The organism is Acinetobacter sp. 789_lipA (assembly GCF_058242845.1).
Window position 1 is genome coordinate 23,948 of sequence record NZ_JBZAYS010000001.1, and the last position, 21,806, is coordinate 45,753.

Here is a 21,806-nt window from a genome sequence, read left to right on the forward strand (position 1 = left end):
ATTTTGAGTGTACTCTAAGCATATGACAGCGTGAAGTCTGTTTTTCACTGATTTGCAATATAAGGAAATGTGCTGTTGCCTAATATGAATGAACTGTTTGAATCGGATAGCCCCAATTTAAAATGGTGGGGGGAATACAACTTTGAGTTGAATCAAGCTCGTGCGTGGCAGTTCGGCTCATTACTTTTTCGCCTCACCCGCGGTCTACAAGAATGGCGTTTAGAGTTCCATCGTCCTCAAGTTCAGTATGACTATGAGCAAAAATGGCATGCGATAGAGGACCCACATTTCGCCTTTCCACAACCCGTTGAAATTAAACGCTACATGTTTAAAAACACTCACCATACGATCCAACTGATGCCACGTTTGGCCGATCGTTCAGTGGTGATTAAACCTGTCGATCCGATTTATATTCCAGCAGGTCAGCGCGGGACGTTGTATATCAGCACTCCGTTATGGATTTCGGGTTTTATTGAAGGTCAGCGCGATCCCCTATTTGATATTCCTGTGATTTTACCCAAAGAAACTTGGTTTGGGCCAAACCACCGTACAGGTGAAATTGCCTACGCTACGGCTGTCGATGGTCGAACTGAATTGCATCAACTCAAACCACGTGCATTTCGTGCAGTGACGCCCATTGAGTTCCACAACACCAGCCATTTACAACTGCGTTTTGACCGCATGAACGTACCTGTTTCAGCCCTGCCTTTATTTTATAGTGAAAGTACGGGACGACTTTGGACATCGCAAATTAAAGTCTTACATGAAGGCGCCGATCGGCCACCGCGAATCCGTATCGAGAACCGTACGCCTCCGCATGCAGGCAAAGTGATTTATGTGCATCCACCGCGCTCTTCGGCGAGCGCATTATTTAATATGTTTGATTCATTCTTCTAAGGGGGACAGATGCCAAACTCAAATATTCCCCAAGAAATTACCAGTAGCCTAAAAGGCATTTTTACCAACATCAATACAGAACGACTAACGGAAATCTTAATTGCCTTAGTGCTGTGTTTTGTTGGGTTTCTCTTGGCACGTCTGGTTTCAAATACCTTTATCCGAACCATTGGCACCAAGTTTAACGCCCACCAACGACTGGTCTGGCGTCGTGGTATTTTTTACTTTATTTTTCTAATTTTTGTGATGGCCAGCCTCAAAGAAGCTGGTTTTAAACTCAGTGTGTTCTTAGGCGCCGCAGGTATTTTGACGGTTGCTTTGGGTTTTGCCTCACAAACCTCAGCATCCAACTTAATCAGTGGGTTGTTCCTGATTGGTGAAGGTTCTTTTGAAATTGGTGACACCATTTCAATCACCCTTATTCGTGGCAATACCATTGAAGGTGAAGTCATTTCAATTGACCTCCTCTCGGTTAAGCTACTCACTCAGGACAACATTTATGTACGACTGCCGAATGAACAACTGATTCGAGCGCCTGTTCACAACCTCTCTAAGTTTCCAATACGGCGTATTCCCATCACCCTAGCGATTAACTTTCATGAGAACATCATTAAAGTACGTGAAGTGCTGATTGATGTGGCTAATAAATATCCTTTGGTGCTTGCAGACCCTAAACCTGCCGTCACCGTCACCGCCTTTCGTGAGTCTTCGATTGAGTTACTGTTTGCCGTGTGGTGTCAGCAAGAACACTTTTTGCAAGTGCGTGATGAAATGCAGGAACGTATTCGTAATGGTTTCTTAGATAACCAAATCGAAATTCCTGTGCCGAAAATGGGTTTTGTCGATCATCCGCTTTCGCGTCCATTATCCAATGAAGAAATTGATCAATATGCCAATGCGCAAGCCTTGAAACGAGAACCGAATATCAAATAAATAGCCTCAGCTCCTTATGATCCCTGCAGACATAAGGAGCTGAATTTGTTTAATTGGTCTTTTCCTCAAGTTCAGGCATCGGTGCAATATACGCAATCACCAACATCACCAAACCTGCACCTAAAAATGAAATCACGCGGGTGAGTGTCCCAATGTGAGATAAGTCAAACAAGACCAATTTCAGCGTCACAAGAACTAAAATACACCCACCAAAAATCCACAATGAACGCAAGTTCCGTTTGGTCGCCGTCAGCATGCAAATGAAAGCCAAACTGACCCAAAGCAAAGTAAAGCTCAGTTGCACCAAGGCGTTTTCCCACATTTTCCAGTCATTATAGGGTGTTGCAAAATAGACATGCAGCGCACGTAGCACCACATAACTACTGAGCCAAAGTAGACTCGACATCATCAAAATGGCACCCAGACTTTTTTCCAAACCCGCTTTCATTTGTAAATTCAGCATCCAAATGAAACCGATCAGCATCGCAATACTGACCAAGTCAAATGGGTTGAAAATGGGTAGCCAGTACCCTGCAAAAGCTTGTTGGCTAAAGATCTGAGAACACACGATCCAAAACAACATGAGCACTAAGGTATTGCGTGCTTGCCAAAACTGTCTCCATCGCGTTTGAGTCGATTGTGTGTAGCACCATGCAGCAAAGGCCAGCGGCAAAATGACCATGCTTAAATACGGCATACTTGGAATGAGGGTTAAGCTGGTCAGCGCTAAACTCAGTAAAGCACCCAAACTCACCCACTCCTGCTCATCCTCTACGCCCTGTAACGGGCGAAGCCACAGCAACGTGAGTAATCCACTCGTTAAAGCAAACAATAGGCGATCTAAACCAGTCGACCACATAATGATGCCATCATGGCTCAAGCCCACCAAGAAAATAAAGGCAACTGCATACAACGGAATCAGGCCAATCCATTTGGGTAATAGCCATGACCAACTGGCTTTACGGTAGAGCAACCATTCATTCAGCACTGTATATAAAAGTACGATGATCAGCAGCGCCATCGTCACCTGACTTTTACTGTGGATTTCATCCAAAAGTAAAATAAACAACATGCTGGTTGCTGAAAGCAGTTGTAAGCAAAAAAAGGCAATGGTGGCAAAAGACAACTGTTGTCTAAAGCGCTCTACACTGTTGGCAACGGCAACCACAGCAAAATAACTCAGACACAGCGCCCAATAGACTTCCGTTGGAAAACGATTGAGCTCCACCACATAGTACAGACTTGAGAGCCCTGCCACGGCCAGTAAGCCCATCGCCAAATAACGACTCAGTGCAGAATTTCGATATAAGGCATACATAAAAATTAGTGCACCCTCAACACTCCACCCCACCACACCCCACTGATCAGGCAGCAAAATAGGGGGAATCAGCGCCAAGAAAACCAAGGTCAAACTGAGATAACTTTGTGCAATCAACTCAACACTGTGGGATCTTTTTAGCAGTTGATAAAGCACGGCATAGAGCGCTGCAAAGCCCAGACTAAAGCCTGCCTGCCAAGTCGTTTCTTCAAAATACATCACATACAAAAAAGCAAAAGCAACAATGGGTGCAGCAAAAATCAAAGCCACATCCAAGATCGGTTTCAACTTAAACTGAGTTAAATCCTCACGCGCCAAAAGTTGGCTATAACGAAAACTCAACCAAATAAAGACCGTACTATGTGCCAAAACCAACAAGGCCAGCATGCCTCGCTCAGGCGCTTTACCCTGATAAAAGGCATAAGCGCCGCCTACGACCACCGTCATTAAAAAAGCAATTTGATTGAGGACTTTCCACGGCCTGAACGTGCTTAAAACCGCGACCGCAATATTGATAACCAAATAATAGGCCACTAGCTCTATCGCAGTGGCATTTCGTACAGGCAAAGTAAAAGGTGCTAAATAAGCAATGATCAGCGCCATCAACGCCAGCTCAATCGACTGCTGTTTTAAACTGAGCCAGAGTGTAACCGCCATCACCACCACAAAGCACAGGCTCGCAATCGCTAAACTTGCAATCACACCGTTGTAGTAAGCAAAAAACAAAGTCAAAAATAAGCCTGACAGTCCAAGCGCTTCCAAAGCCAAAGCAAAACTGCGGTTTTTGTGCCGAAGCACATAACCAAAGATCACAACGCCCACACTTACCGCAGCAACGAGGCTCAGCTTAACAGCGAGACTCAACTGCCAATGTTCGGTGGCAAAGCGTAATAATAAAATAAGCCCAATCAGCAATATCACAATCGCAACTTTTAAGACAGGATTGCCCTGCCAAAGCCAGCGTTTCACTTGCTCACTGAGACTTAAATCATCTGTATTGTTTAGAGTAGTGGGTAAAGAGGGAGCGTTTTCAGATTCTGGGAATCGGTCAGATATCACCTGATGTGGCTGTGCTTGCACGGATAACAATAGATATTCTAAACGACGCAACCATCGAAAGAAAAAGAACAACCAACCACTGATCCCCAATCCAATGAGCCCACCCCATTGCCCCACCATGCCGACTAAAATGACGAAAGCAGCAAGGTAAAGCGGCACTTTTGACGTTGGCTGGAAAGTAATGTCCCGTTGTTCCGCCAAGGTCGTACTGGGGTGTTCAATACTATCAACATAGTGCATAACACTCATGATCAAAGCAATTCCACACAATGCACTCAACAGCGGTACAGCCAGAAACCATGCTGCAATAGCAACAATCGTGAGCCCCATTAACCACATCATGCGAATTTCACGCTGTCCAGTTTGCATCCGTTCTCGATCTCTTTTTCTCATCTTCAAATAATACATCAGCTTGTAGTGCATCTTTAAGCGCATAACCGTAACCATCTATGCCAATCGGTACATCAATACACTTTGTTCTGCGTCAAAATCACGTACAATAAACGGGTTATTTGGATAAGGAATCTTGCAATGCCACCATTTGTCTTGGTCGATGGCTCATACTTTTTATTTCGTGCTTTTCATGCTTTGCCACCGCTCACCACGTCAACTGGCTTACATACCAATGCAATTCGTGGGGCAATTTCTGCCATCCAAAAACTGATGCGTCGTACCCAGCCAACACATATGGCGGTCATTTTTGATACGCCAGAACCAACTTTTCGTCATGTGCTATCACCAATTTATAAAGGTGACCGCCCAAGTATGCCTGAGGAGTTATCAGAACAAATTCCATACTTGCATGCCTTAATTCGTGCTTTGGGTATCCCCTTATACATGCTCCCAGGTGCCGAAGCAGATGACATCATCGGGACTTTAGCCAAACGTGCGGAAGCCGCGGGACAGCAAGTGCTGATTTCCACAGGCGATAAAGACATGGCACAGTTGGTGACCGATAAAGTCACCTTAGAAGACAGCTTTAAAGACAAGCCGATGGATGTGAATGGCGTGTTTGAAAAGTTTGGGGTGTGGCCAAACCAAATTATTGATTATCTGACCTTAATGGGCGATGCCTCTGACGGCATTATGGGCGTTCCGGGTGTCGGGGCTAAAACCGCAGCAAAACTGTTAACAGAATATGGCTCGATTGGTGGCATCTTAGAAAATGTCGATAAAATTAAAGGCAAAGTCGGTCAAAACATCAAAGAACATGCTGATGGCATTGCGCTTGATCATCAACTGGCAAGTATTGTCTGTGACTTAGAGACAGGACTGACCTTTGACGATCTTAAACTCCAAGATCCAAATACTGAAGCCTTACGTTCACTGTATACCGAACTGGAATTCCGCCAGCAGTTACAATCGCTCGATCATCCAAACAATCCCAATAGTGCAACCTACAAACAAGCGACGCAACACATTGCCAAATCAGCACAATCTGAAACCGTCATCAATACAGAAGATCAGGCCGTTCAAAGCAGCGTCGATGACCAACTGGGGCAAGCGAATTACCATACTGTGCTCAGTGCAGAACAGTGGACTCAATTATTCAAACGTTTAAGTACAGAAAAACGTTTTGCCTTTGATACCGAAACCACCAGTTTAGACTATCGCGTAGCACAAATTGTTGGTTTCTCGGTCGCGTTCGATGCGCAAGATGCATATTACGTTCCACTTGCGCATGATTATGAAAATGCACCTGCGCAGTTAGATCGTGAACAGATTTTGGCGCAAATTAAACCTATTTTAGAAGATGAGTCGGTTCAGAAAATTGGTCATCATTTGAAATACGATGCCCATGTCTTAGAAAATCATGGCATTGAGCTAAAAGGTTGGTATTTCGATACCATGTTGGCATCTTATGTACTCAATGCTGTGGCAACTCGTCACGGGATGGATGATGTTTCACGCCTCTACCTCAGCCACTTAACCACGACCTTTGAGCAAGTGGCAGGTAAAGGTGCAAAACAGAAAACCTTTAACCAAATTGAGATCGAAACCGCCGCGCACTATGCAGCTGAAGATGCACATGTGACCTATCGCCTGTTTGAAGTGCTCGATGCCAAACTACAAAAGCATCCCGAACTGGTCAATATTTTGCACAATGTCGAAATGCCAGTTGCCCGTGTCCTGACCATCATGGAAGAAAATGGCATTGAGCTCGACTTAGGTTTCCTTGATCAACTCGGTATTGAGTTTGCCAATACCATGGCCAATCTTGAAAGTCAGATTACCGAACTGGCAGGACAAAGTTTCAATGTCAGCTCGCCGAAGCAAGTCGGTGAAATTCTGTTTGATAAACTCGGACTTAAGGGCGGCAAAAAAACCGCAACGGGTCAGTACAGTACCTCTGAAAGTGTTTTAGAAAAGATTGACCACCCAATTACCGAGCTAATTTTGGACTATCGTGGGTTATCCAAACTAAAAAGCACCTATACCGATGGCTTATTAAAACAAGCCAACAGTGATACCCATCGTGTGCATACTAGTTACCACCAAGCACTGACTGCAACAGGCCGCCTGTCTTCGACCGACCCAAACTTACAGAACATTCCTGTGCGTGAGGAAATTGGACGTCAAATTCGTAAAGCCTTTATTGCACCACAAGGTCGCGTGCTCTTGGCAGCCGATTATTCACAAATTGAACTGCGTTTAATGGCGCATTTCTCCCAAGATGAAGCCTTGGTCGATGCTTTTAAGCATGGACAAGATGTACACCGTCGTACAGCGGCTGAAGTCTTAGGTGTCGCACTTGAAGATGTTACTTCAGACCAACGTCGCCAGGCCAAAGCAGTCAACTTCGGTTTACTCTACGGTATGTCTGAGTTTGGCTTAACCCGTCAACTCGGTTTTAGCCGTGAAGAATCGCGTGGCTATATTGCGAAATACTTCCAACGTTATCCGGGCGTGCTCGACTATATGGAACGTACCCGTCAAATTGCACGTGAACAAGGTTTTGTCGAAACCATTTTAGGCCGTCGCTTGTATACGCCCGATATTATGGCAAGCAATAAAATGATCAAACAAGCGGCTGAACGTGCCGCAATTAATGCACCGCTGCAAGGTTCTGCTGCGGACATTATTAAAATGGCGATGATTGCTGTTGATCAAATGCTGCCTAAAGATCAAGCCAAAATGCTACTACAAGTACACGATGAATTGGTTTTTGAAGTCGATGAAAGTATTGCAGATGAACTAGCTTCGAAACTGGCAGACGTGATGCAATCCGTCTTGCAAATTTCTGTGCCATTGTTGGTTGAAGTCGGCAAAGGTCGAAACTGGGATGAAGCCCACTAAAACATTTGCACCGTCCCCCTCCTAGGAGGAAGGCTGGTATGGAGGCCATTTGCCTCCTAGAAGAAATATCAACGTCTTCACCTAAAAATTTCAACCACAAAAAAGGACTCGCAATCGAGTCCTTTTTTTATTCGCTACAATCTTATAAACCAGTGAGCAGGACAATCGCCACTTCATTCATAATCATTTCAGCAATATACAACGCCAAGAACGCTACGATTGGAGAAAGATCAATCATGCCCATATTGGGCAATAAACGGCGAAACGGGGCCAATAATGGTTCGGCAAGCTCTTGAATCACTTCGATATAAGGTGAGCGTGACTGCGTAAACATCACCACCCAACTTAAAATAATCGTTGCAAAAATCAGGTAACGACAGAAACGAATCAAGTCCTGAATCATGGTCACAAAAGTTAAAATGACCAAATGCACAGGACTATTCGGCATCGCTCCAGAGAGATACATGACGCCAAAAATTTTCAGTAAGTACAATAAAACCAAAAGCACTAAAGCCGCTAAGTTAACGCGGCCTTTCGCTACATTTGGAAAAATACGACCAAACATATCCACAATTTTTGTGGCTTTTACGGTCGACATCACCACTGGGTTATAAAAGTTAACCGCTGCCAACTGCATGAGAAAGCGGAAGAACACCAGTAAAATTGCAACGTTAATAATGATGCCAAAAATTAGCGCAGAGTTTGCACCCATACTTGAACTTTCCTAAATAAAACGATTATTTGCTACTTTCACTCAGCTCTTGAGCAAGTTCCTGACTGCGCTTTTGAGCAGCAGCCAATGCAGCTTGGATATTTTGTGAAATTTGTGCACGATCAAACACTTCAAGTGCCGCTTGGGTTGTACCATTCGGTGAAGTGACATTTTTACGCAATTCAGCTGGTGTATTTGAGCTCGTGATTGCCATTTGTGCCGCACCCAATGCAGTTTGCAACGTCAACGCCGTTGCTACTTTTTCATCTAGACCGAGGTTTTTACCTGCACGGATCATGCTTTCCATCATATAGAAAAAATACGCAGGACCTGAACCAGACACCGCAGTCACAGCATCAATTTGCGCTTCCTCGCCTACCCATAAAGTCAAACCTGTCGCAGCAAGTACTTGGCTCGCCAAATCACGGTCTTCTTTATCTACAGCATCAGTGGCATATAAACCATGCGCACCTGTTTGTACTAAAGCAGGTGTATTTGGCATCACACGAACAATACGATTACTGCCAGCTAATGCAGCAATCGTTGCAATTTCAGCACCCGCAACAATCGAAATAATCAACTTACCGTCAAACAAACCACTTAATGGCTTTAAAACATTGGCTAAAACTTGAGGTTTAACCGCTAAGACCACGACATCAGCTTCACGAATAGCAGATGCGTTGTCCTCAGTCACCACCAAGTCTTTTTCAGCCAATAAATGACGAACTTGTTCAACAGGATCAGAAACCGTAATGCGAGTTGAAGGTAAACCACGTGAAATCAAGCCACCAATGAGGGCTTGAGCCATGTTACCACCGCCGATAAAACAAATATTACGATTCAACACTGCGCTCATGATTATTTCTCTATCCTGAATTTTTTAACTAAGCGATTAAATTTGGTTGCCATCCACCCGCTTCACAATAAGCCGACTCGACCAACCAAAATCCTTTAGGCGTAAAAACACCAAGCATAACATTATCTATGCTTAATATTTGTATTGTATGACGTTGCCACGGAAAAATTTGTGCACTCTGAATGGCTTTTTTCAACGGCCAAGCCCCAACACGTCCATACAAATGCAGTTTTTCCCCACCTAAGCGCGGTTTTATCTGTAAAGGCTGCTCTAATAATGCAGAAGACAGTCCATATTTTTGTGTTTCTATGCGATATTGCCCTGAAGCCAATCCATAAGCTTGATCTAAACTAAACCGTTGCTCAATTGACTCAATCGTCTGAAATTGTTCCGCCAAATACTCGGCTTTACTGACACGAAAGAGCTGTTGTTGATAGCGTACATAATAATATTGGTTCCAATGCAATGCGGCTTGAGCATCCACTTTGGATTCAATCACTTCATCAAACAAGCGTTGCACCATATCAAAAGCAGGACGATATAAATCCTCACCTTTCATCCAAGCAGAGAGCAACTGTCGCTGTCTCGGGGCAGACAACTGACGCAATGAGGTTAAATTTAAAACCGAAGCATTGCCGCAACTGGCCCAATCTTGTGCCAACACATCGGCTAAAATCGTTTCAGCATCTTGCATCAAATAACTGGTGCGTGCCAAAGCTTGCTGCATTTTCGGAAAGCGTTTTTCTAAAATTGGCCACAATTCAGCTCGGCACCATGCCCGATCATAACTGGTATCAAAATTGGTTTGGTCTTGAATATTTCTCAACTGCATCTCAGCAGCCCACAGCTCAATTTGCTGTCTGGACAAAGCCAATAGCGGGCGCCAAATTGTAAATTGCTCTCGTATGTCGATGCTCTGCATGGCGGCAAGTCCATGAATCCCCGCACCAGAGAGTAATCGGAGTAAAACGGTTTCGGCTTGATCTTGTTGATGATGGGCGAGAACTAAAATTTCATTGGCAAGAAGATGCTTCTGAAAGGCTGCATAACGTGCACTACGCGCTTGGCTTTCTACATTGCCTAGATCAACATCCACCGCTTGAATCACACATGGGACATCCAAGACATAACATTGTTCTTGAACAAAGCTACCCCACTGCGGACTAACATCCTGCAATTGATGATCAATATAGATGGCGCGAATGCGCTTGGGAAATAAATGAGACATCAAATGGAGTAGCAACATGGAATCCATGCCACCACTACATCCGATTAAAAAATGAGGCTGTTCAGGCGTATCCTGAAACTCAGTTAAGACACTAGCCCTAAATTGTCGCTGCCAAACTTCATTAAACGTTGGTAACGTGCTTCGCATCGTTCATTCGCATCCATTGGTTGCAACTCAGCCAATGCATCTTTTAAAACGTTTTTTAAAGCATGCATGACTTGTTCTGGGTTGAGATGAGCGCCCTCACCTTCATCGACCACATATTCAACAATACCAATTTTCTGTAGTTTTTCAGCAGTCAATGCCAAAGCTTCGCTGGCTTGTTCTGCTTTTTCAGCTGTTTTCCATAAAATAGATGCACAGCCTTCAGGTGAAATGACTGAATAAATACTATGGGATAACATCACCACACGGTCAGCCACACCAATACCCAGTGCACCACCTGAACCGCCTTCACCAAGTACGGTTGCAATTACTGGCACTTTCAAGCTTGAAAGTTGTGCCAAAGATGTTGCAATTGCTTCAGCCTGACCACGTTCTTCTGCACCAACACCTGGATATGCACCCATGGTGTCAATAAATGTAAAGACGGGTAGATTAAAACGTTCAGCCATATCGAGTAAACGTTGTGATTTACGGTAACCTTCTGGGTTACTCATACCAAAGTTATGTTGTAACTTTTCACGCGTACTACGACCACGGTGTTGACCCACAATCATGACTGGCTGACCATCAAAGCGAGCTAATCCACCGATCATTGCACCATCATCACCAAATAAGCGATCACCATGCAAAGCATCAAATTCGGTAAAAATTTCACTCACATAATCTAAAAATTGCGGACGCTCAGGATGACGTGCAATTTGAACCGTCGTCCATGCTTTGGATTGCGCAGCTTTATTCTTCATAGCTCAACCATAAATCCCTAATTGACCAATTTATTCATCGACAAATTGTTCTGATTGGATATCCAGCTCAACATCCCAATGCTTAAATTGCGCTTGCTCATCATGCAAGTCTGCAACCAGCAAAGGCCATTGCGCGGCATTACCAGAAACACTCAGCTGCCATTGTTGCGCATTGCCTACTGTTAATTCAATGGCAGGAAGCATCTGATCGCTACGACTATGATTCAGTAAAACTGCGAGGCGAAGTAACAAACACAGATAGACTAATTTGTTGCCGCCAACCTTCATCACATCGACACGCGCATCACTGCGCAGCTTACGACGATGATGTGCTACCAAATGCGATAGATGGTTTTGATCGATTTGCGAGAAGCCCGCAATGTCTGAATGTTGCAATAAATATGCACCATGACGATGGTAGCCCGCATGACTAATCGCTAAACCAATTTCATGCAGATAAGCTGCACGACGCAGTAAATCACTGTCTTCTGTGGTTAATTTTAGTGAATCCGCCACACCATCAAACAAATGCTGAGCCATGTTCACGACCCGTTCAGCTTGTTTTGGATCGGCGTTATAACGGCCCATTAACGCTTGTACAGAACGATCTCGAATATCTTCATGTTGAAAACGTCCCAGCAAGTCATACATCACCCCTTCGCGTAAGGCACCATCTGAATACACCAGTTTATCCAGTTCGAGTACATCGAAAATGGCATAAAGTATAGCGATTCCGGCTGGCAAAACTGCTCGACGGTCTTCTTTTAGACCATCAAATTCCATCTCAGCGACATGTTTGTATTTGAGCAATTTTTCTTTAAGCTTATCTAAACCGTCACGGGTGAGTTCTTCTTTTTCATTACTCCAACCCATATTCACGGTAATTTGACGACACGCTTTGATGGTTCCACTCGAACCGACCACCGTATCCCAACCCGCTTCTTTATAGGTATTGGCAATACCAGACAGCTCCTTACGCGCTGCTACCACAGCTTTATCAAAACTTTTTTGGTTAATTTCACCGTCGACAAAGAAGGCTTTTGTAAATGCTACACAGCCCATTTGTAAAGATTCGGTATGAATGGGCTCAAATTCTTCACCAATAATCAGCTCTGTCGACCCCCCACCAATATCAATCACAAGACGGCGTCCACTGTTTACCATGGTATGAGATACACCTAAATAAATCAGACGAGCCTCTTCACGACCTGCAATAATTTCGATGTGCTTCGGCAAAATTTCTGCCGCTTTTTGAATAAATTCATGGCCATTTTTGGCTTGGCGTAGCGCATTGGTCGCCACAATTCTTAAACGATTCGGCTGAACCGAACCTAAGCGTCCGACAAAGCGAGATAAACAGGCCAAACCACGCTGCTGTGCGGCTTCTGTTAAGTTTTTGTTTTCATCTAAACCCGCTGCTAACTGTACTTTTTCTGACATTGACGCAACTTTTTTCACTTCGCCATGGTCCACTCGCGCAATCGCTAAGTGGAAGCTGTTCGACCCCATATCGATGGCAGCAAGTAACTCTTCATCAATCAAAAAATCAGACATGATTTAATATAAACCTATACAGAATTGTGCTTAGATTAATTCACCTCCATGCAATTTAAAAGCCATTTGTGGTCAGAAATTGACGAGCCTTTAAAATTTCGGCATATATGACAATTGTGTTACACGATCAGTAACATCGTGAGCTTCAATTAGACAAATTCAAACTAAAGGTTGAAAATTTAGTAATCCATCTACTCAGTGATAGCTGGCTATGACATACTATTAGCCATAAAACTATCCAAAAATTGAAACTGGAGCTATCCATGTCTGGCAATATCGTAAATACAACTGATACAAACTTCGACGCTGATGTACTTCAATCAGACGTTCCTGTGCTTGTTGACTTCTGGGCAGGCTGGTGTGCGCCATGTAAAGCAATTGCACCTGTATTAGAAGTATTGGCGAACGAATACGAAGGTAAAGTGAAGATTGTTAAAGTTGACGTAACTTCTTGCGAAGCAACGGCTGTGAACTATAACATCCGCAACATTCCTGCATTACTTATGTTCAAAAATGGTGAAGTTGTTGCTCAACAAGTGGGCGCTGCACCAAAATCGAAATTGACTGCTTTCATTGAAGAAAACATTTAAGCATCCGTTTAGATTGAAAATGAAATACGCTGCCTAAACAACAGCGTATTTTTTTCGGCTATAAATTGACAAGTCTGTCTTTCTCTCTTATATTGCATGATCAAGAGATAAAGGATTATTCAATCCTGTCATTTTCTTAAAAGACACAACACATAAGATCGCCGCTCGGCAATACAAATTGTTTTGACACGTTTCTCTTCAAACAATGAATCAGTACTCTGAATTGTTATAGTTCAAATACAATTGCGTTACTTCATTGCATGTCTGCGGCTAAATGTTGCTTCCTTTTCATCCTGTAATTTAGAATTTTTGATTCTTATCTGACCTCCTATGAATTTAACCGAACTCAAGAAAAAACCGATTGGCGAACTCATCAAAATTGCTGAATTTATGGGCCTCGAAGGAATGGCTCGTAACCGTAAGCAAGACATTATTTTTGCCATCTTAAAGCGCCATGCGATGAATGGCGAAGAGATCTTTGGGGATGGCGTTTTGGAAATTCTGTCAGATGGCTTCGGCTTCTTACGCTCTGCAGCGGGTTCTTACCTTGCAGGCCCAGATGACATTTATGTTAGCCCATCTCAAATTCGTCGTTTCAATCTACGTACTGGTGACACCATTACGGGAACCATTCGCCCTCCCAAAGAAGGCGAACGTTATTTTGCACTGTTAAAAGTGAACCAAATTAACTACGACACGCCAGAAAACTCACGTAACAAAATCTTGTTTGAAAACTTAACACCACTTTTCCCAACCGAACAATTGGTGATGGAACTTGGTAACGGGACGACAGAAGATTTAACTGCACGTGTAGTTGACTTGGTTGCACCTATCGGTAAAGGCCAACGTTCAATTATCGTAGCGCCACCAAAAGCGGGGAAAACCATGTTGTTACAAAACATCGCTCAGTCGATCGTGCGTAACAACCCTGAGTGCTTCCTGATCGTTCTTCTCATTGATGAACGCCCTGAAGAAGTGACCGAAATGGAACGTACTGTTCGTGGTGAAGTCATTGCGTCAACGTTTGATGAATCTCCTGCTCGTCACGTTCAAGTGGCTGAAATGGTGATTGAAAAAGCAAAACGTTTGGTTGAGCACAAGAAAGATGTTGTGATTCTGCTTGACTCCATTACCCGTTTAGCACGTGCTTACAACACGGTTGTGCCTTCATCTGGTAAGGTTTTAACTGGTGGTGTGGATGCACATGCGCTGGAACGCCCTAAGCGTTTCTTCGGTGCGGCACGTAATATTGAAGAAGGTGGCTCACTAACTATCATTTCTACAGCCCTGATTGAAACTGGCAGTAAAATGGATGAAGTAATCTACGAAGAATTTAAAGGTACAGGTAACCAAGAAATTACACTGGATCGCCGTATTGCAGAAAAACGTGTCTTCCCTGCGATGAATATCAAAAAGTCTGGCACCCGTCGCGAAGAGCGTCTAATGTCTGAAGACAATCTACGTAAGGTTTGGATTTTACGTAAACTACTTCATACCCAAGATGAACTTGCAGCAATGGAGTTCTTACTTGATCGTATGAAAGAAACTAAAACCAACGATGATTTCTTTGATCAAATGAAGCGTAAAGCAACCAGTTGATCCGACCTGCTTCACCTAAAAAGGCTGTCTTAACGACAGCCTTTTTATTTGGTTGACTTAGCTTACACAAAGCAACATTTCATCTCATTCTCTGTAAACTTATTTGCAAGTTTTTGATAAATAAAAATTTGAAATAAAAAACCTTCATCTTTTTAAATGTTTATTTAGTACTTCTCCAATACAAACCTCATCATTGATTGTTATTTTCTGTTAAAAAAGCCCTGTTTTTAGACCTTTTTTATCACTTTTTTCATCCCAGCTAGTAGCAATTCAAAATGCGCAGTGATAGCATATTTGCAGACCAGTTAGGCTGCTCCTGCATTGTTAGTCCCTAGCAAAATTAGGAACAATAAAAGCATACAACAGACTAACGTCGGTTTTTTTTAATCTCATATTTTAGAGAGTGATGCCATGTTATTCAAAAAAATCGCTATTGCTGCTGCAGTTGCTACTACTTTAGCTTTCGTTGGCTGTGCTAAGAAAGAAGAAGCTCCTGCTGCTGAAGCTGCATCTGAAGTTGCTGCTGCATCTGAAGCTGTTGAAGCTGCATCTGAAGTTGCTGTAGATGCTGCTGCTGCTGCTTCTGAAGCTACTGTTGCTGCTTCTGAAGCTACTGCTGCTGCTTCTGAAGCTACTGTTGCTGCTGCTTCTGAAGCTAAAGCTCACTAATCTCTTAGAGATTAGTCAAAAAGAGAGCCTGTGGCTCTCTTTTTTTATGCTCAAATTTTATCAAAAAACGACATTCTATTATTTTGCAAAAATTGAATCAGCCAAACGATCACCCAAAATTTTAAGCAAAAAAAAGCAGATCAATCGATCTGCTCATTTCCCACACGCTGGCGGAATTTCTGCCCTGCGCGGAAGGTCACTACACGGCGTGCAGAAATCGGAATTTCTTCACCCGTTTTCGGGTTACGACCTGGACGTTGACGTTTATCACGCAACTCAAAGTTACCGAAACCAGAAAGTTTAACTTGCTCACCAGAGATTAGCGCTTGGCTAATCTCGTCAAAGAACAACTCGACCATTTGCTTAGCTTCACGACGGTTTAAACTCGTGAGCTCACTTAAATGGTCAGCCATTTCCGCTTTTGTTAATGCTGTCATGAAGCCCTCAATGTCGCCTGATAAGTGTTTTCCAACACTTGTAAAATATGATCCATACCGGATTTAATTTCAGCATCTTCGAGCGTACGTGATGGATGTTGCCAAAGAAGTGCAAATGCCAATGAGCGCTTACCGTCTTCAACACCTTGCCCAGTGTACACATCGAATAACCAAGTCGAGTCTAAAAGCTCACCACCTGTTTTTTCGATAAGTTGCTGAATTTCACTTACATTTATCTTATCACTAATTAAAAGCGCAATATCACGTCTAACCGACGGAAAACGTGATAATTCTGTAAAATTAGATACATAAGTTTGCAAAACAGCCGATTGATCAAGTTCAGCCACCCAAGTTGTGCTCAAATCCAATGCATCTTCTAAAGATGGATGTAATCGACCAAAGTAACCAATAGATTGACCATCGACTAAAACCTCAGCAGACTGTCCTGGATGCAACCAGCTACGCTCAGAACGAACATAGTCTACTTGCACACGACCTGCTGCCAATACTTCTTCAATTTCACCTTTGAAATCAAAGAAATCCATAGCTTGAGGTTTAGCATGCCAAGTTTCTGAAGTTTTTGCACCTGTTGCAATCACTGCAAGGGTAGGAATTTGTTTCAAATCATGAATAGATTCAGCGTCTTGATAGTCAAAGCGTAAGCCTAGTTCAAAGAAACGTACACGACTTTGTTGGCGGTTTACGTTGTATTGCACACAAGGAATCAAACTAGAGAGCAGTGTTGAACGCATCACCGCTAAATCGCTTGAAATTGGGTTAGCCAAAGCCAAAGGATTCACAGCCGCATTGAGTTGCTTCTCAAGCTTTAAGTCTGCAAAGCTAAAGCTAATCGCTTCTTGATAACCCAAAGTCACGAGGGTTTGACGAAGCTGAGCCATTTCAAATTGGTCTTGATATTGCGCCAATTGCGCTTCAATTTTTGGCAAACTGATTTGAATATTGTCATAACCATGAATACGCGCAACTTCTTCAATCAGGTCTTGGTAGATTGCCATATCATAACGGTGTGAAGGCGGCACCACAGACCACTGACCTTCTGCTTTAACCGTCACAGCACAACCTAAACGGGTTAAAGCATCCGCAATAAATGCAGCATCTACGCGATAACCGAGCAATTGATCCACTTGTACTTGTTCTAGCTCAATCGCTTCACGCTTCGGTAAAACAGCCGCTTGTTCCGCAGTCGTAATCGGACCGAACTCACCACCCGCCAATTCTGCAATCAATTGTGATGCGCGGTGCATCGCGAGCATTGGGAGTTCAAAATCCACGCCACGCTCATAACGCTGTGATGCATCAGTATGTAAGCCAAAGCTACGGGCACGGCCTGCAATGGCTAATGGAGCAAAGAATGCAGACTCTAAGAAAATGTCTTGGGTTTCATCGGTAACAGATGAAGACAAGCCACCCATGATGCCTGCAATCGCTAATGCTTTTCCATCATCCGCAATCACCATGACTTTTTCATTGAGCTCAACTTCTTGTTCATTCAGTAAAACCAATTTCTCCGCCATATTCGCTTGACGAACTTGAACTGAACCTTGAATTTTTGCCGCATCAAAAGCATGTAGCGGTTGACCCAACTCCATCAGTACATAGTTAGTAATATCAACCAAAATACTGTGCTGACGAATCCCTGAGCGAACCAAAGCGCGTTCCATCCACTCTGGGGTTGCTGCTTTGGTATTCACATTTTTAATTACACGACCTAAATAGCGTGGGCAGCCTTCAGTGCTCACCACAACTTTTTTCTCATCAGCAATGCTCGCAGCAACGGCATTAATTTCAGGTGCAGTCACAGTCAGTTGGTTAATCACCCCAATTTCACGGGCAATACCACGAATACTGAAACAGTCACCACGGTTTGGCGTGATGCTGATATCAATCACATGATCATCTAAATTTAAATATTCACGAATATCCGCACCTACGGGTGCATCAACGGCTAACTCTAAAAGACCATCAATTTTATCTTCTAGATCAATTTCAGACGCACCACATAGCATACCTTGTGATTCAATGCCACGAAGTTTGCCTTTCTTGATTTTGAAATCGCCTGGAAGCACAGCACCAATGGTTGCCACAGGGGCTTTCATACCAACCCGAACATTCGGTGCACCACAAACAATTTGTAAAGGTTCCCCTGAACCAATATTCACCGTGGTCACACGTAAACGGTCTGCATCAGGATGTTGTTCTACCGTCAACACTTCACCAACAACCACGCCAGTGAACGGTTTTGCCGCAGGTGATAAATCATCAACCTCTAAACCCAACATGGTCAGTTGATCAGATAAAGTATTGCTATCAACGGCTGGGTTAACCCATGTACGCAACCAATTTTCGCTAATTTTCATAAATTCAATGTCCTTAATCTCCCCTAACCCCTCTTTTAAAGAGAGGAAAACACACCACCGTTTTAGGTAGACCAGTCCCCCTTTATAAAGGGGGATTTAGGGGGATTTCAATAATTCTAAAATAACTGTTTAAACTATTAAGCAAATTGGCGTAAGAAACGCACATCGTTTTGGTAGAACATACGTAAGTCATTGATGCCATAACGAAGCATCGCAAAACGTTCCACACCCAGACCGAAAGCAAAGCCTTTGTATTTTTCAGGATCAATCCCTGCTGCCTGCAAGACATTTGGATGTACCATGCCACAACCAAGCACTTCTAACCATTTACCACGCTCATCCATAATATCCACTTCAGCACTTGGCTCTGTGAATGGGAAATAAGATGGACGGAAACGCACTTTTAAATCCTTTTCAAAGAATTCGTTTAACAGATTAACCAACAAACCTTTCAGTTCTGCAAAGCTGGTATTTTCAGCGACATACAGACCTTCAATTTGATGAAACATTGGCGAATGCGTTTGGTCAGAGTCACAGCGGTATACACGACCTGGACATACAATACGAATCGGGGGTTGCTGGGTTTCCATGGTACGAATCTGCACACCAGAAGTATGGGTACGTAACAAATGTGTCGCATCGAAATAGAATGTATCGTGCATTGCACGCGCAGGGTGATGCCCTGGAATATTTAAAGCTTCAAAATTGTGGTAGTCATCTTCAACTTCTGGCCCAGTTTCAATCACAAAGCCCGCTTTGGTAAAGAACTGACAAATACGCTCTTGTACTTGAGTAACGGGGTGAATACTACCAATCGTTTGACCACGACCCGGTAAAGTAATATCCACCGTTTCACTTGCAAGTTTTTGCGCCAACGCCGCTTGTTGTAATTGTGTTTGGCGTTCAGTTAAAGCACCGGTAATCGCTTCGCGGACTGCATGAATTTGCGCACCAAAATTTTTACGCTCTTCAGGGTCCATTTTACCTAAAGCTTTTGATTGCTCAGCGAGCTGGCTTTTCTTACCCGTAAACTGCACTCGTACTTGATCGAGTGTAGCAAGGTCCTCTGCTGCTGCAATCGCAGCAAGCGCTTCAGTGGTCAGGGCTTCCAGTGACATAGTAACTCTCAAAGCAACAATTTATAAAATTAATAAAACCCCATATTCTATCAGTTTTTAAGCACGTTGATGAAGCTCTACGATCAGGAAAATTTGTTTAGTACATGGTTTTATAATCAGGTTAAGATAGGGCCATCACAGAAGAGAACAACAAACGATGTCGCTTGATCCTATTTGGCAACAACAACTTACTTTAGTGACTTATGGCAATGAATATTTACGCCACAACCTAAGTTTCCAACGTTGGTTAGAACATGCCATTTTTGACCGACATTGCTTTCAGTTCCGTGACCTAAATAGCCAACATTTACTGGCTCAGCATTTTCAGGTATGGCTTGAAGCCTTAAAAAAACAAGGGGTCAAACAGCTCAGTCTGCATAGCTCAACATTGCTAGCAGATGAAAAGAACCCCAACTCAAATATTGAACTCCTCGCTACACCACATATTATTGTGAGCCATCAAGCACAGCAAAAAACTGCTTGGATTTTTGGTAAAGAACTGGCTGAGTGGTACAGCGCTGAACATGATTTTATAGTTCCAAAGGCACAACAAAGCTCAATCCGTAGCGAAAATTTATGGCGTTTTGAACTGAATCACAAACTCAGCAAACGCATTGAAGCGGATTTACAAACGCCGAAATGGGATGAAATCGAGAACTTTACCGAACAAGAACTATTTAGTGCGCCATTTGCACAAGATTTAGTAGAGCCAGAGACGGCAAACTTACCTTACTATGGGCAACAAGATGCCACAGATGCAGTCCACCGTCTCGCTCTTTTACCAACAGATTACGCTGCTGATTATGCACACCAAACGCTGTATCGTTTAGATACACTATCAGCATTGATCCAGACTAAGATTCAACATCCTTATAATGCAGAAGGCCAAGTACTCACGCCAGATGAGCAATTGAACTTACGTCATTTTGAGCAAAAGATTGATGATTTAAGTACCAAATTTATCGTAAAAGTGGCCAATCACTATCAAACCGCGCAGCTCACACCCAAAGACACAACTACACCACTGGATGCACGTAATCATCCAACACCTAAATTAAGTGCGATAGAGAGCAAGCCTCATGAAATACACCATAAATCGGGGAAAACTGGGGTGTTTGCTTTAATCGTGATTACGATTTTGATCTGCCTAGTTGGCTATTATTTTGGCTTATAAGTTATTACCGAGATATCTAAGCGCTCCTCTCAATGAGCGCTTTTTTATGGATTCAATTTCTTTAGGCAGTAATTAGAAGATTGAAGGGCCGAATCTTGATTTGTACCTTATGCTGATTGGCATGTTGATTAATATAATGATTAACTGAAACCACCTCGCCTTCTAGCTCCGCATCAGGTCCATACATAATTTTAACTGACTCGCCTTTTCTGGGAATCATTTCTAATTCCACCGTAATACTTCCCTGTCCCATCCCAGTAATTTCTGCAAGCATATCCTGCTCCTTTTCTTTTTAATCTTTTTATTTATTAGGCATCGACCACCTTTGAGATTAAAGCAGATTTATGTAACTAAAGCTTAACAATTCATCTTGATCGCTGAGTATGCACTGATATTTTTTTATTTAAACGTTATGCTTTTCAACAGCCAACTGGTCTAAAAAACGACTCACCTGTTTTGGTGTCTTTAAATGAATCCACTGTATATGTTGATATTCAGGCATCTGCATCATTTTTAAGTATTTCTGTCGGTTTTTAGCATGTGTTTTGATCATCCACCAAATAATCGAGTCCCGACCAAACATCCGTAGCAAGCTTTCCCGATTATTCGAGTTTTCCCATAAATCCTGTTGCGCCCATGCCCGCTGAACCGCACGCTTCACAGAACGGTAAAGATTGACTGGAAACGGTAAGTCCAACCAAATGACAGTATCAATTTCCGCCCATTTCACAGGAATGGCGCGGGTATAGTTACCATCGATCACATAGCCCTGTGTCGCCTTTTGTACTTCCGACTCAATCTTGGCAAAGAACACCTCATCGGGACATTCTTGCCAGTCGTCTAACCAAAACAAATTATCCAACTCAATATAATGCAAATCTAACTTTTCGGCCAAAGCTCTGGAAAATGTAGATTTTCCTGTAGCAGAAGTTCCTACGACATTGATTCTTTTCATTGTACTGGCCTAACGCTGATGCGGTCTTTCTTATCATATGTAATTATGGTTGTATCACAGTCTCACCTTTGACCCATAAAAAATTTGATTCAAAAAATAATCGGCCATAAAAAAGACCGCTAAA

Annotated in this window: 18 protein-coding genes; 7 read left to right on the forward strand and 11 right to left on the reverse strand. The window is 43.1% G+C overall.

Annotated elements, in window-relative coordinates:
- The first annotated feature begins 84 nt into the window (after nucleotides 1–84).
- The gene (locus tag AC4CUZ_RS00135) at nucleotides 85–897 is read left to right on the forward strand and encodes a DUF432 domain-containing protein (protein WP_039890186.1); all 813 of its coding nucleotides are present in this window, start codon (nucleotides 85–87) and stop codon (nucleotides 895–897) included.
- A 9-nt stretch (nucleotides 898–906) separates the two neighbouring features.
- Nucleotides 907–1,830 carry a mechanosensitive ion channel family protein gene (locus AC4CUZ_RS00140; RefSeq protein ID WP_004692251.1) on the forward strand — a complete coding sequence of 308 codons (924 nt, stop codon included), beginning with the start codon at nucleotides 907–909 and terminating at the stop codon, nucleotides 1,828–1,830.
- A gap of 49 nt (nucleotides 1,831–1,879) precedes the next feature.
- Here AC4CUZ_RS00140 and AC4CUZ_RS00145 read toward each other — a convergent pair whose 3' ends face one another.
- Entirely contained in the window at nucleotides 1,880–4,576 is a 2,697-nt protein-coding gene (locus AC4CUZ_RS00145) for a DUF2339 domain-containing protein (RefSeq protein ID WP_039890189.1), read from the reverse strand.
- Nucleotides 4,577–4,738: 162 nt separating this feature from the next.
- Here AC4CUZ_RS00145 and polA point away from each other — a divergent pair, with 162 nt between their 5' ends.
- Nucleotides 4,739–7,504 (forward strand): DNA polymerase I, encoded by a 2,766-nt coding sequence (gene polA, locus AC4CUZ_RS00150; protein WP_419380884.1) that lies wholly within the window; start codon nucleotides 4,739–4,741, stop codon nucleotides 7,502–7,504.
- 142 nt (nucleotides 7,505–7,646) lie between these two features.
- Here polA and AC4CUZ_RS00155 read toward each other — a convergent pair whose 3' ends face one another.
- From AC4CUZ_RS00155 to ppx, 5 genes are read right to left on the reverse strand one after another with little or no spacing between them, the layout of a single operon-like run.
- Nucleotides 7,647–8,216: a YggT family protein gene (locus AC4CUZ_RS00155; RefSeq protein ID WP_004979206.1), complete on the reverse strand. Its 570-nt coding sequence runs from the start codon at nucleotides 8,214–8,216 to the stop codon at nucleotides 7,647–7,649.
- Between the two features lie 25 nt (nucleotides 8,217–8,241).
- The gene (gene proC / locus AC4CUZ_RS00160) at nucleotides 8,242–9,072 is read right to left on the reverse strand and encodes a pyrroline-5-carboxylate reductase (RefSeq protein WP_114836804.1); all 831 of its coding nucleotides are present in this window, start codon (nucleotides 9,070–9,072) and stop codon (nucleotides 8,242–8,244) included.
- Between the two features lie 28 nt (nucleotides 9,073–9,100).
- The gene (gene tilS / locus AC4CUZ_RS00165) at nucleotides 9,101–10,447 is read right to left on the reverse strand and encodes a tRNA lysidine(34) synthetase TilS (protein ID WP_419380885.1); all 1,347 of its coding nucleotides are present in this window, start codon (nucleotides 10,445–10,447) and stop codon (nucleotides 9,101–9,103) included.
- Nucleotides 10,384–11,208 carry an acetyl-CoA carboxylase carboxyltransferase subunit alpha gene (locus AC4CUZ_RS00170; RefSeq protein ID WP_087011556.1) on the reverse strand — a complete coding sequence of 275 codons (825 nt, stop codon included), beginning with the start codon at nucleotides 11,206–11,208 and terminating at the stop codon, nucleotides 10,384–10,386. The genes tilS and AC4CUZ_RS00170 overlap by 64 nt, the downstream gene beginning before the upstream one ends.
- A gap of 30 nt (nucleotides 11,209–11,238) precedes the next feature.
- Nucleotides 11,239–12,762, reverse strand: coding sequence for an exopolyphosphatase (ppx, locus tag AC4CUZ_RS00175; RefSeq protein WP_004692262.1), 1,524 nt, complete (start codon nucleotides 12,760–12,762; stop codon nucleotides 11,239–11,241).
- Nucleotides 12,763–13,025: 263 nt separating this feature from the next.
- Between ppx and trxA the strand changes: the two genes are divergently transcribed.
- The 3 genes from trxA (at nucleotide 13,026) to AC4CUZ_RS00190 (ending at nucleotide 15,620) form a co-directional block, all read left to right on the forward strand.
- Nucleotides 13,026–13,352: a thioredoxin gene (trxA, locus tag AC4CUZ_RS00180; RefSeq protein WP_004692264.1), complete on the forward strand. Its 327-nt coding sequence runs from the start codon at nucleotides 13,026–13,028 to the stop codon at nucleotides 13,350–13,352.
- Nucleotides 13,353–13,682: 330 nt separating this feature from the next.
- Nucleotides 13,683–14,951 (forward strand): transcription termination factor Rho, encoded by a 1,269-nt coding sequence (rho, locus tag AC4CUZ_RS00185; protein ID WP_004692266.1) that lies wholly within the window; start codon nucleotides 13,683–13,685, stop codon nucleotides 14,949–14,951.
- A 411-nt stretch (nucleotides 14,952–15,362) separates the two neighbouring features.
- Nucleotides 15,363–15,620 (forward strand): hypothetical protein, encoded by a 258-nt coding sequence (locus tag AC4CUZ_RS00190; RefSeq protein WP_005400740.1) that lies wholly within the window; start codon nucleotides 15,363–15,365, stop codon nucleotides 15,618–15,620.
- Between the two features lie 140 nt (nucleotides 15,621–15,760).
- Here AC4CUZ_RS00190 and AC4CUZ_RS00195 read toward each other — a convergent pair whose 3' ends face one another.
- From AC4CUZ_RS00195 to pheS, 3 genes are all read right to left on the reverse strand, one after another.
- The gene (locus AC4CUZ_RS00195) at nucleotides 15,761–16,057 is read right to left on the reverse strand and encodes an integration host factor subunit alpha (protein ID WP_004649746.1); all 297 of its coding nucleotides are present in this window, start codon (nucleotides 16,055–16,057) and stop codon (nucleotides 15,761–15,763) included.
- Nucleotides 16,054–18,435, reverse strand: a complete 2,382-nt coding sequence (gene pheT, locus AC4CUZ_RS00200; RefSeq protein ID WP_419380886.1) for a phenylalanine--tRNA ligase subunit beta — start codon at nucleotides 18,433–18,435, stop codon at nucleotides 16,054–16,056. Before pheT ends, AC4CUZ_RS00195 begins: the two co-directional genes overlap by 4 nt.
- Before the next feature lie 137 nt (nucleotides 18,436–18,572).
- Nucleotides 18,573–19,553, reverse strand: a complete 981-nt coding sequence (gene pheS, locus AC4CUZ_RS00205; protein ID WP_004979194.1) for a phenylalanine--tRNA ligase subunit alpha — start codon at nucleotides 19,551–19,553, stop codon at nucleotides 18,573–18,575.
- A gap of 157 nt (nucleotides 19,554–19,710) precedes the next feature.
- Between pheS and AC4CUZ_RS00210 the strand changes: the two genes are divergently transcribed.
- Nucleotides 19,711–20,727, forward strand: coding sequence for a hypothetical protein (locus AC4CUZ_RS00210; RefSeq protein WP_078388713.1), 1,017 nt, complete (start codon nucleotides 19,711–19,713; stop codon nucleotides 20,725–20,727).
- Nucleotides 20,728–20,788: 61 nt separating this feature from the next.
- On the opposite strand, the gene AC4CUZ_RS00215 is transcribed toward AC4CUZ_RS00210, so the two are convergent.
- A complete protein-coding gene (locus AC4CUZ_RS00215; RefSeq protein WP_078388714.1) occupies nucleotides 20,789–21,001 on the reverse strand; it encodes a KOW domain-containing RNA-binding protein in 213 nt (70 codons plus the stop codon).
- A gap of 129 nt (nucleotides 21,002–21,130) precedes the next feature.
- Complete coding sequence (locus tag AC4CUZ_RS00220; RefSeq protein WP_114836800.1) at nucleotides 21,131–21,682, reverse strand: P-loop NTPase family protein; 552 nt, start codon at nucleotides 21,680–21,682, stop codon at nucleotides 21,131–21,133.
- Between the last annotated feature and the right edge of the window lie 124 nt (nucleotides 21,683–21,806).

Excerpts from the sequence above, each read along its gene's own strand:
- AC4CUZ_RS00135 (WP_039890186.1), top strand. The coding sequence starts at position 85 with ATGAATGAACTGTTTGAATCGGATAGCCCCAATTTAAAATGGTGGGGG.
- AC4CUZ_RS00140 (WP_004692251.1), top strand. The coding sequence starts at position 907 with ATGCCAAACTCAAATATTCCCCAAGAAATTACCAGTAGCCTAAAAGGC.
- AC4CUZ_RS00145 (WP_039890189.1), bottom strand. The coding sequence starts at position 4,576 with ATGCAAACTGGACAGCGTGAAATTCGCATGATGTGGTTAATGGGGCTC.
- polA (WP_419380884.1), top strand. The coding sequence starts at position 4,739 with ATGCCACCATTTGTCTTGGTCGATGGCTCATACTTTTTATTTCGTGCT.
- AC4CUZ_RS00155 (WP_004979206.1), bottom strand. The coding sequence starts at position 8,216 with ATGGGTGCAAACTCTGCGCTAATTTTTGGCATCATTATTAACGTTGCA.
- proC (WP_114836804.1), bottom strand. The coding sequence starts at position 9,072 with ATGAGCGCAGTGTTGAATCGTAATATTTGTTTTATCGGCGGTGGTAAC.
- tilS (WP_419380885.1), bottom strand. The coding sequence starts at position 10,447 with ATGCGAAGCACGTTACCAACGTTTAATGAAGTTTGGCAGCGACAATTT.
- AC4CUZ_RS00170 (WP_087011556.1), bottom strand. The coding sequence starts at position 11,208 with ATGAAGAATAAAGCTGCGCAATCCAAAGCATGGACGACGGTTCAAATT.
- ppx (WP_004692262.1), bottom strand. The coding sequence starts at position 12,762 with ATGTCTGATTTTTTGATTGATGAAGAGTTACTTGCTGCCATCGATATG.
- trxA (WP_004692264.1), top strand. The coding sequence starts at position 13,026 with ATGTCTGGCAATATCGTAAATACAACTGATACAAACTTCGACGCTGAT.
- rho (WP_004692266.1), top strand. The coding sequence starts at position 13,683 with ATGAATTTAACCGAACTCAAGAAAAAACCGATTGGCGAACTCATCAAA.
- AC4CUZ_RS00190 (WP_005400740.1), top strand. The coding sequence starts at position 15,363 with ATGTTATTCAAAAAAATCGCTATTGCTGCTGCAGTTGCTACTACTTTA.
- AC4CUZ_RS00195 (WP_004649746.1), bottom strand. The coding sequence starts at position 16,057 with ATGACAGCATTAACAAAAGCGGAAATGGCTGACCATTTAAGTGAGCTC.
- pheT (WP_419380886.1), bottom strand. The coding sequence starts at position 18,435 with ATGAAAATTAGCGAAAATTGGTTGCGTACATGGGTTAACCCAGCCGTT.
- pheS (WP_004979194.1), bottom strand. The coding sequence starts at position 19,553 with ATGTCACTGGAAGCCCTGACCACTGAAGCGCTTGCTGCGATTGCAGCA.
- AC4CUZ_RS00210 (WP_078388713.1), top strand. The coding sequence starts at position 19,711 with ATGTCGCTTGATCCTATTTGGCAACAACAACTTACTTTAGTGACTTAT.
- AC4CUZ_RS00215 (WP_078388714.1), bottom strand. The coding sequence starts at position 21,001 with ATGCTTGCAGAAATTACTGGGATGGGACAGGGAAGTATTACGGTGGAA.
- AC4CUZ_RS00220 (WP_114836800.1), bottom strand. The coding sequence starts at position 21,682 with ATGAAAAGAATCAATGTCGTAGGAACTTCTGCTACAGGAAAATCTACA.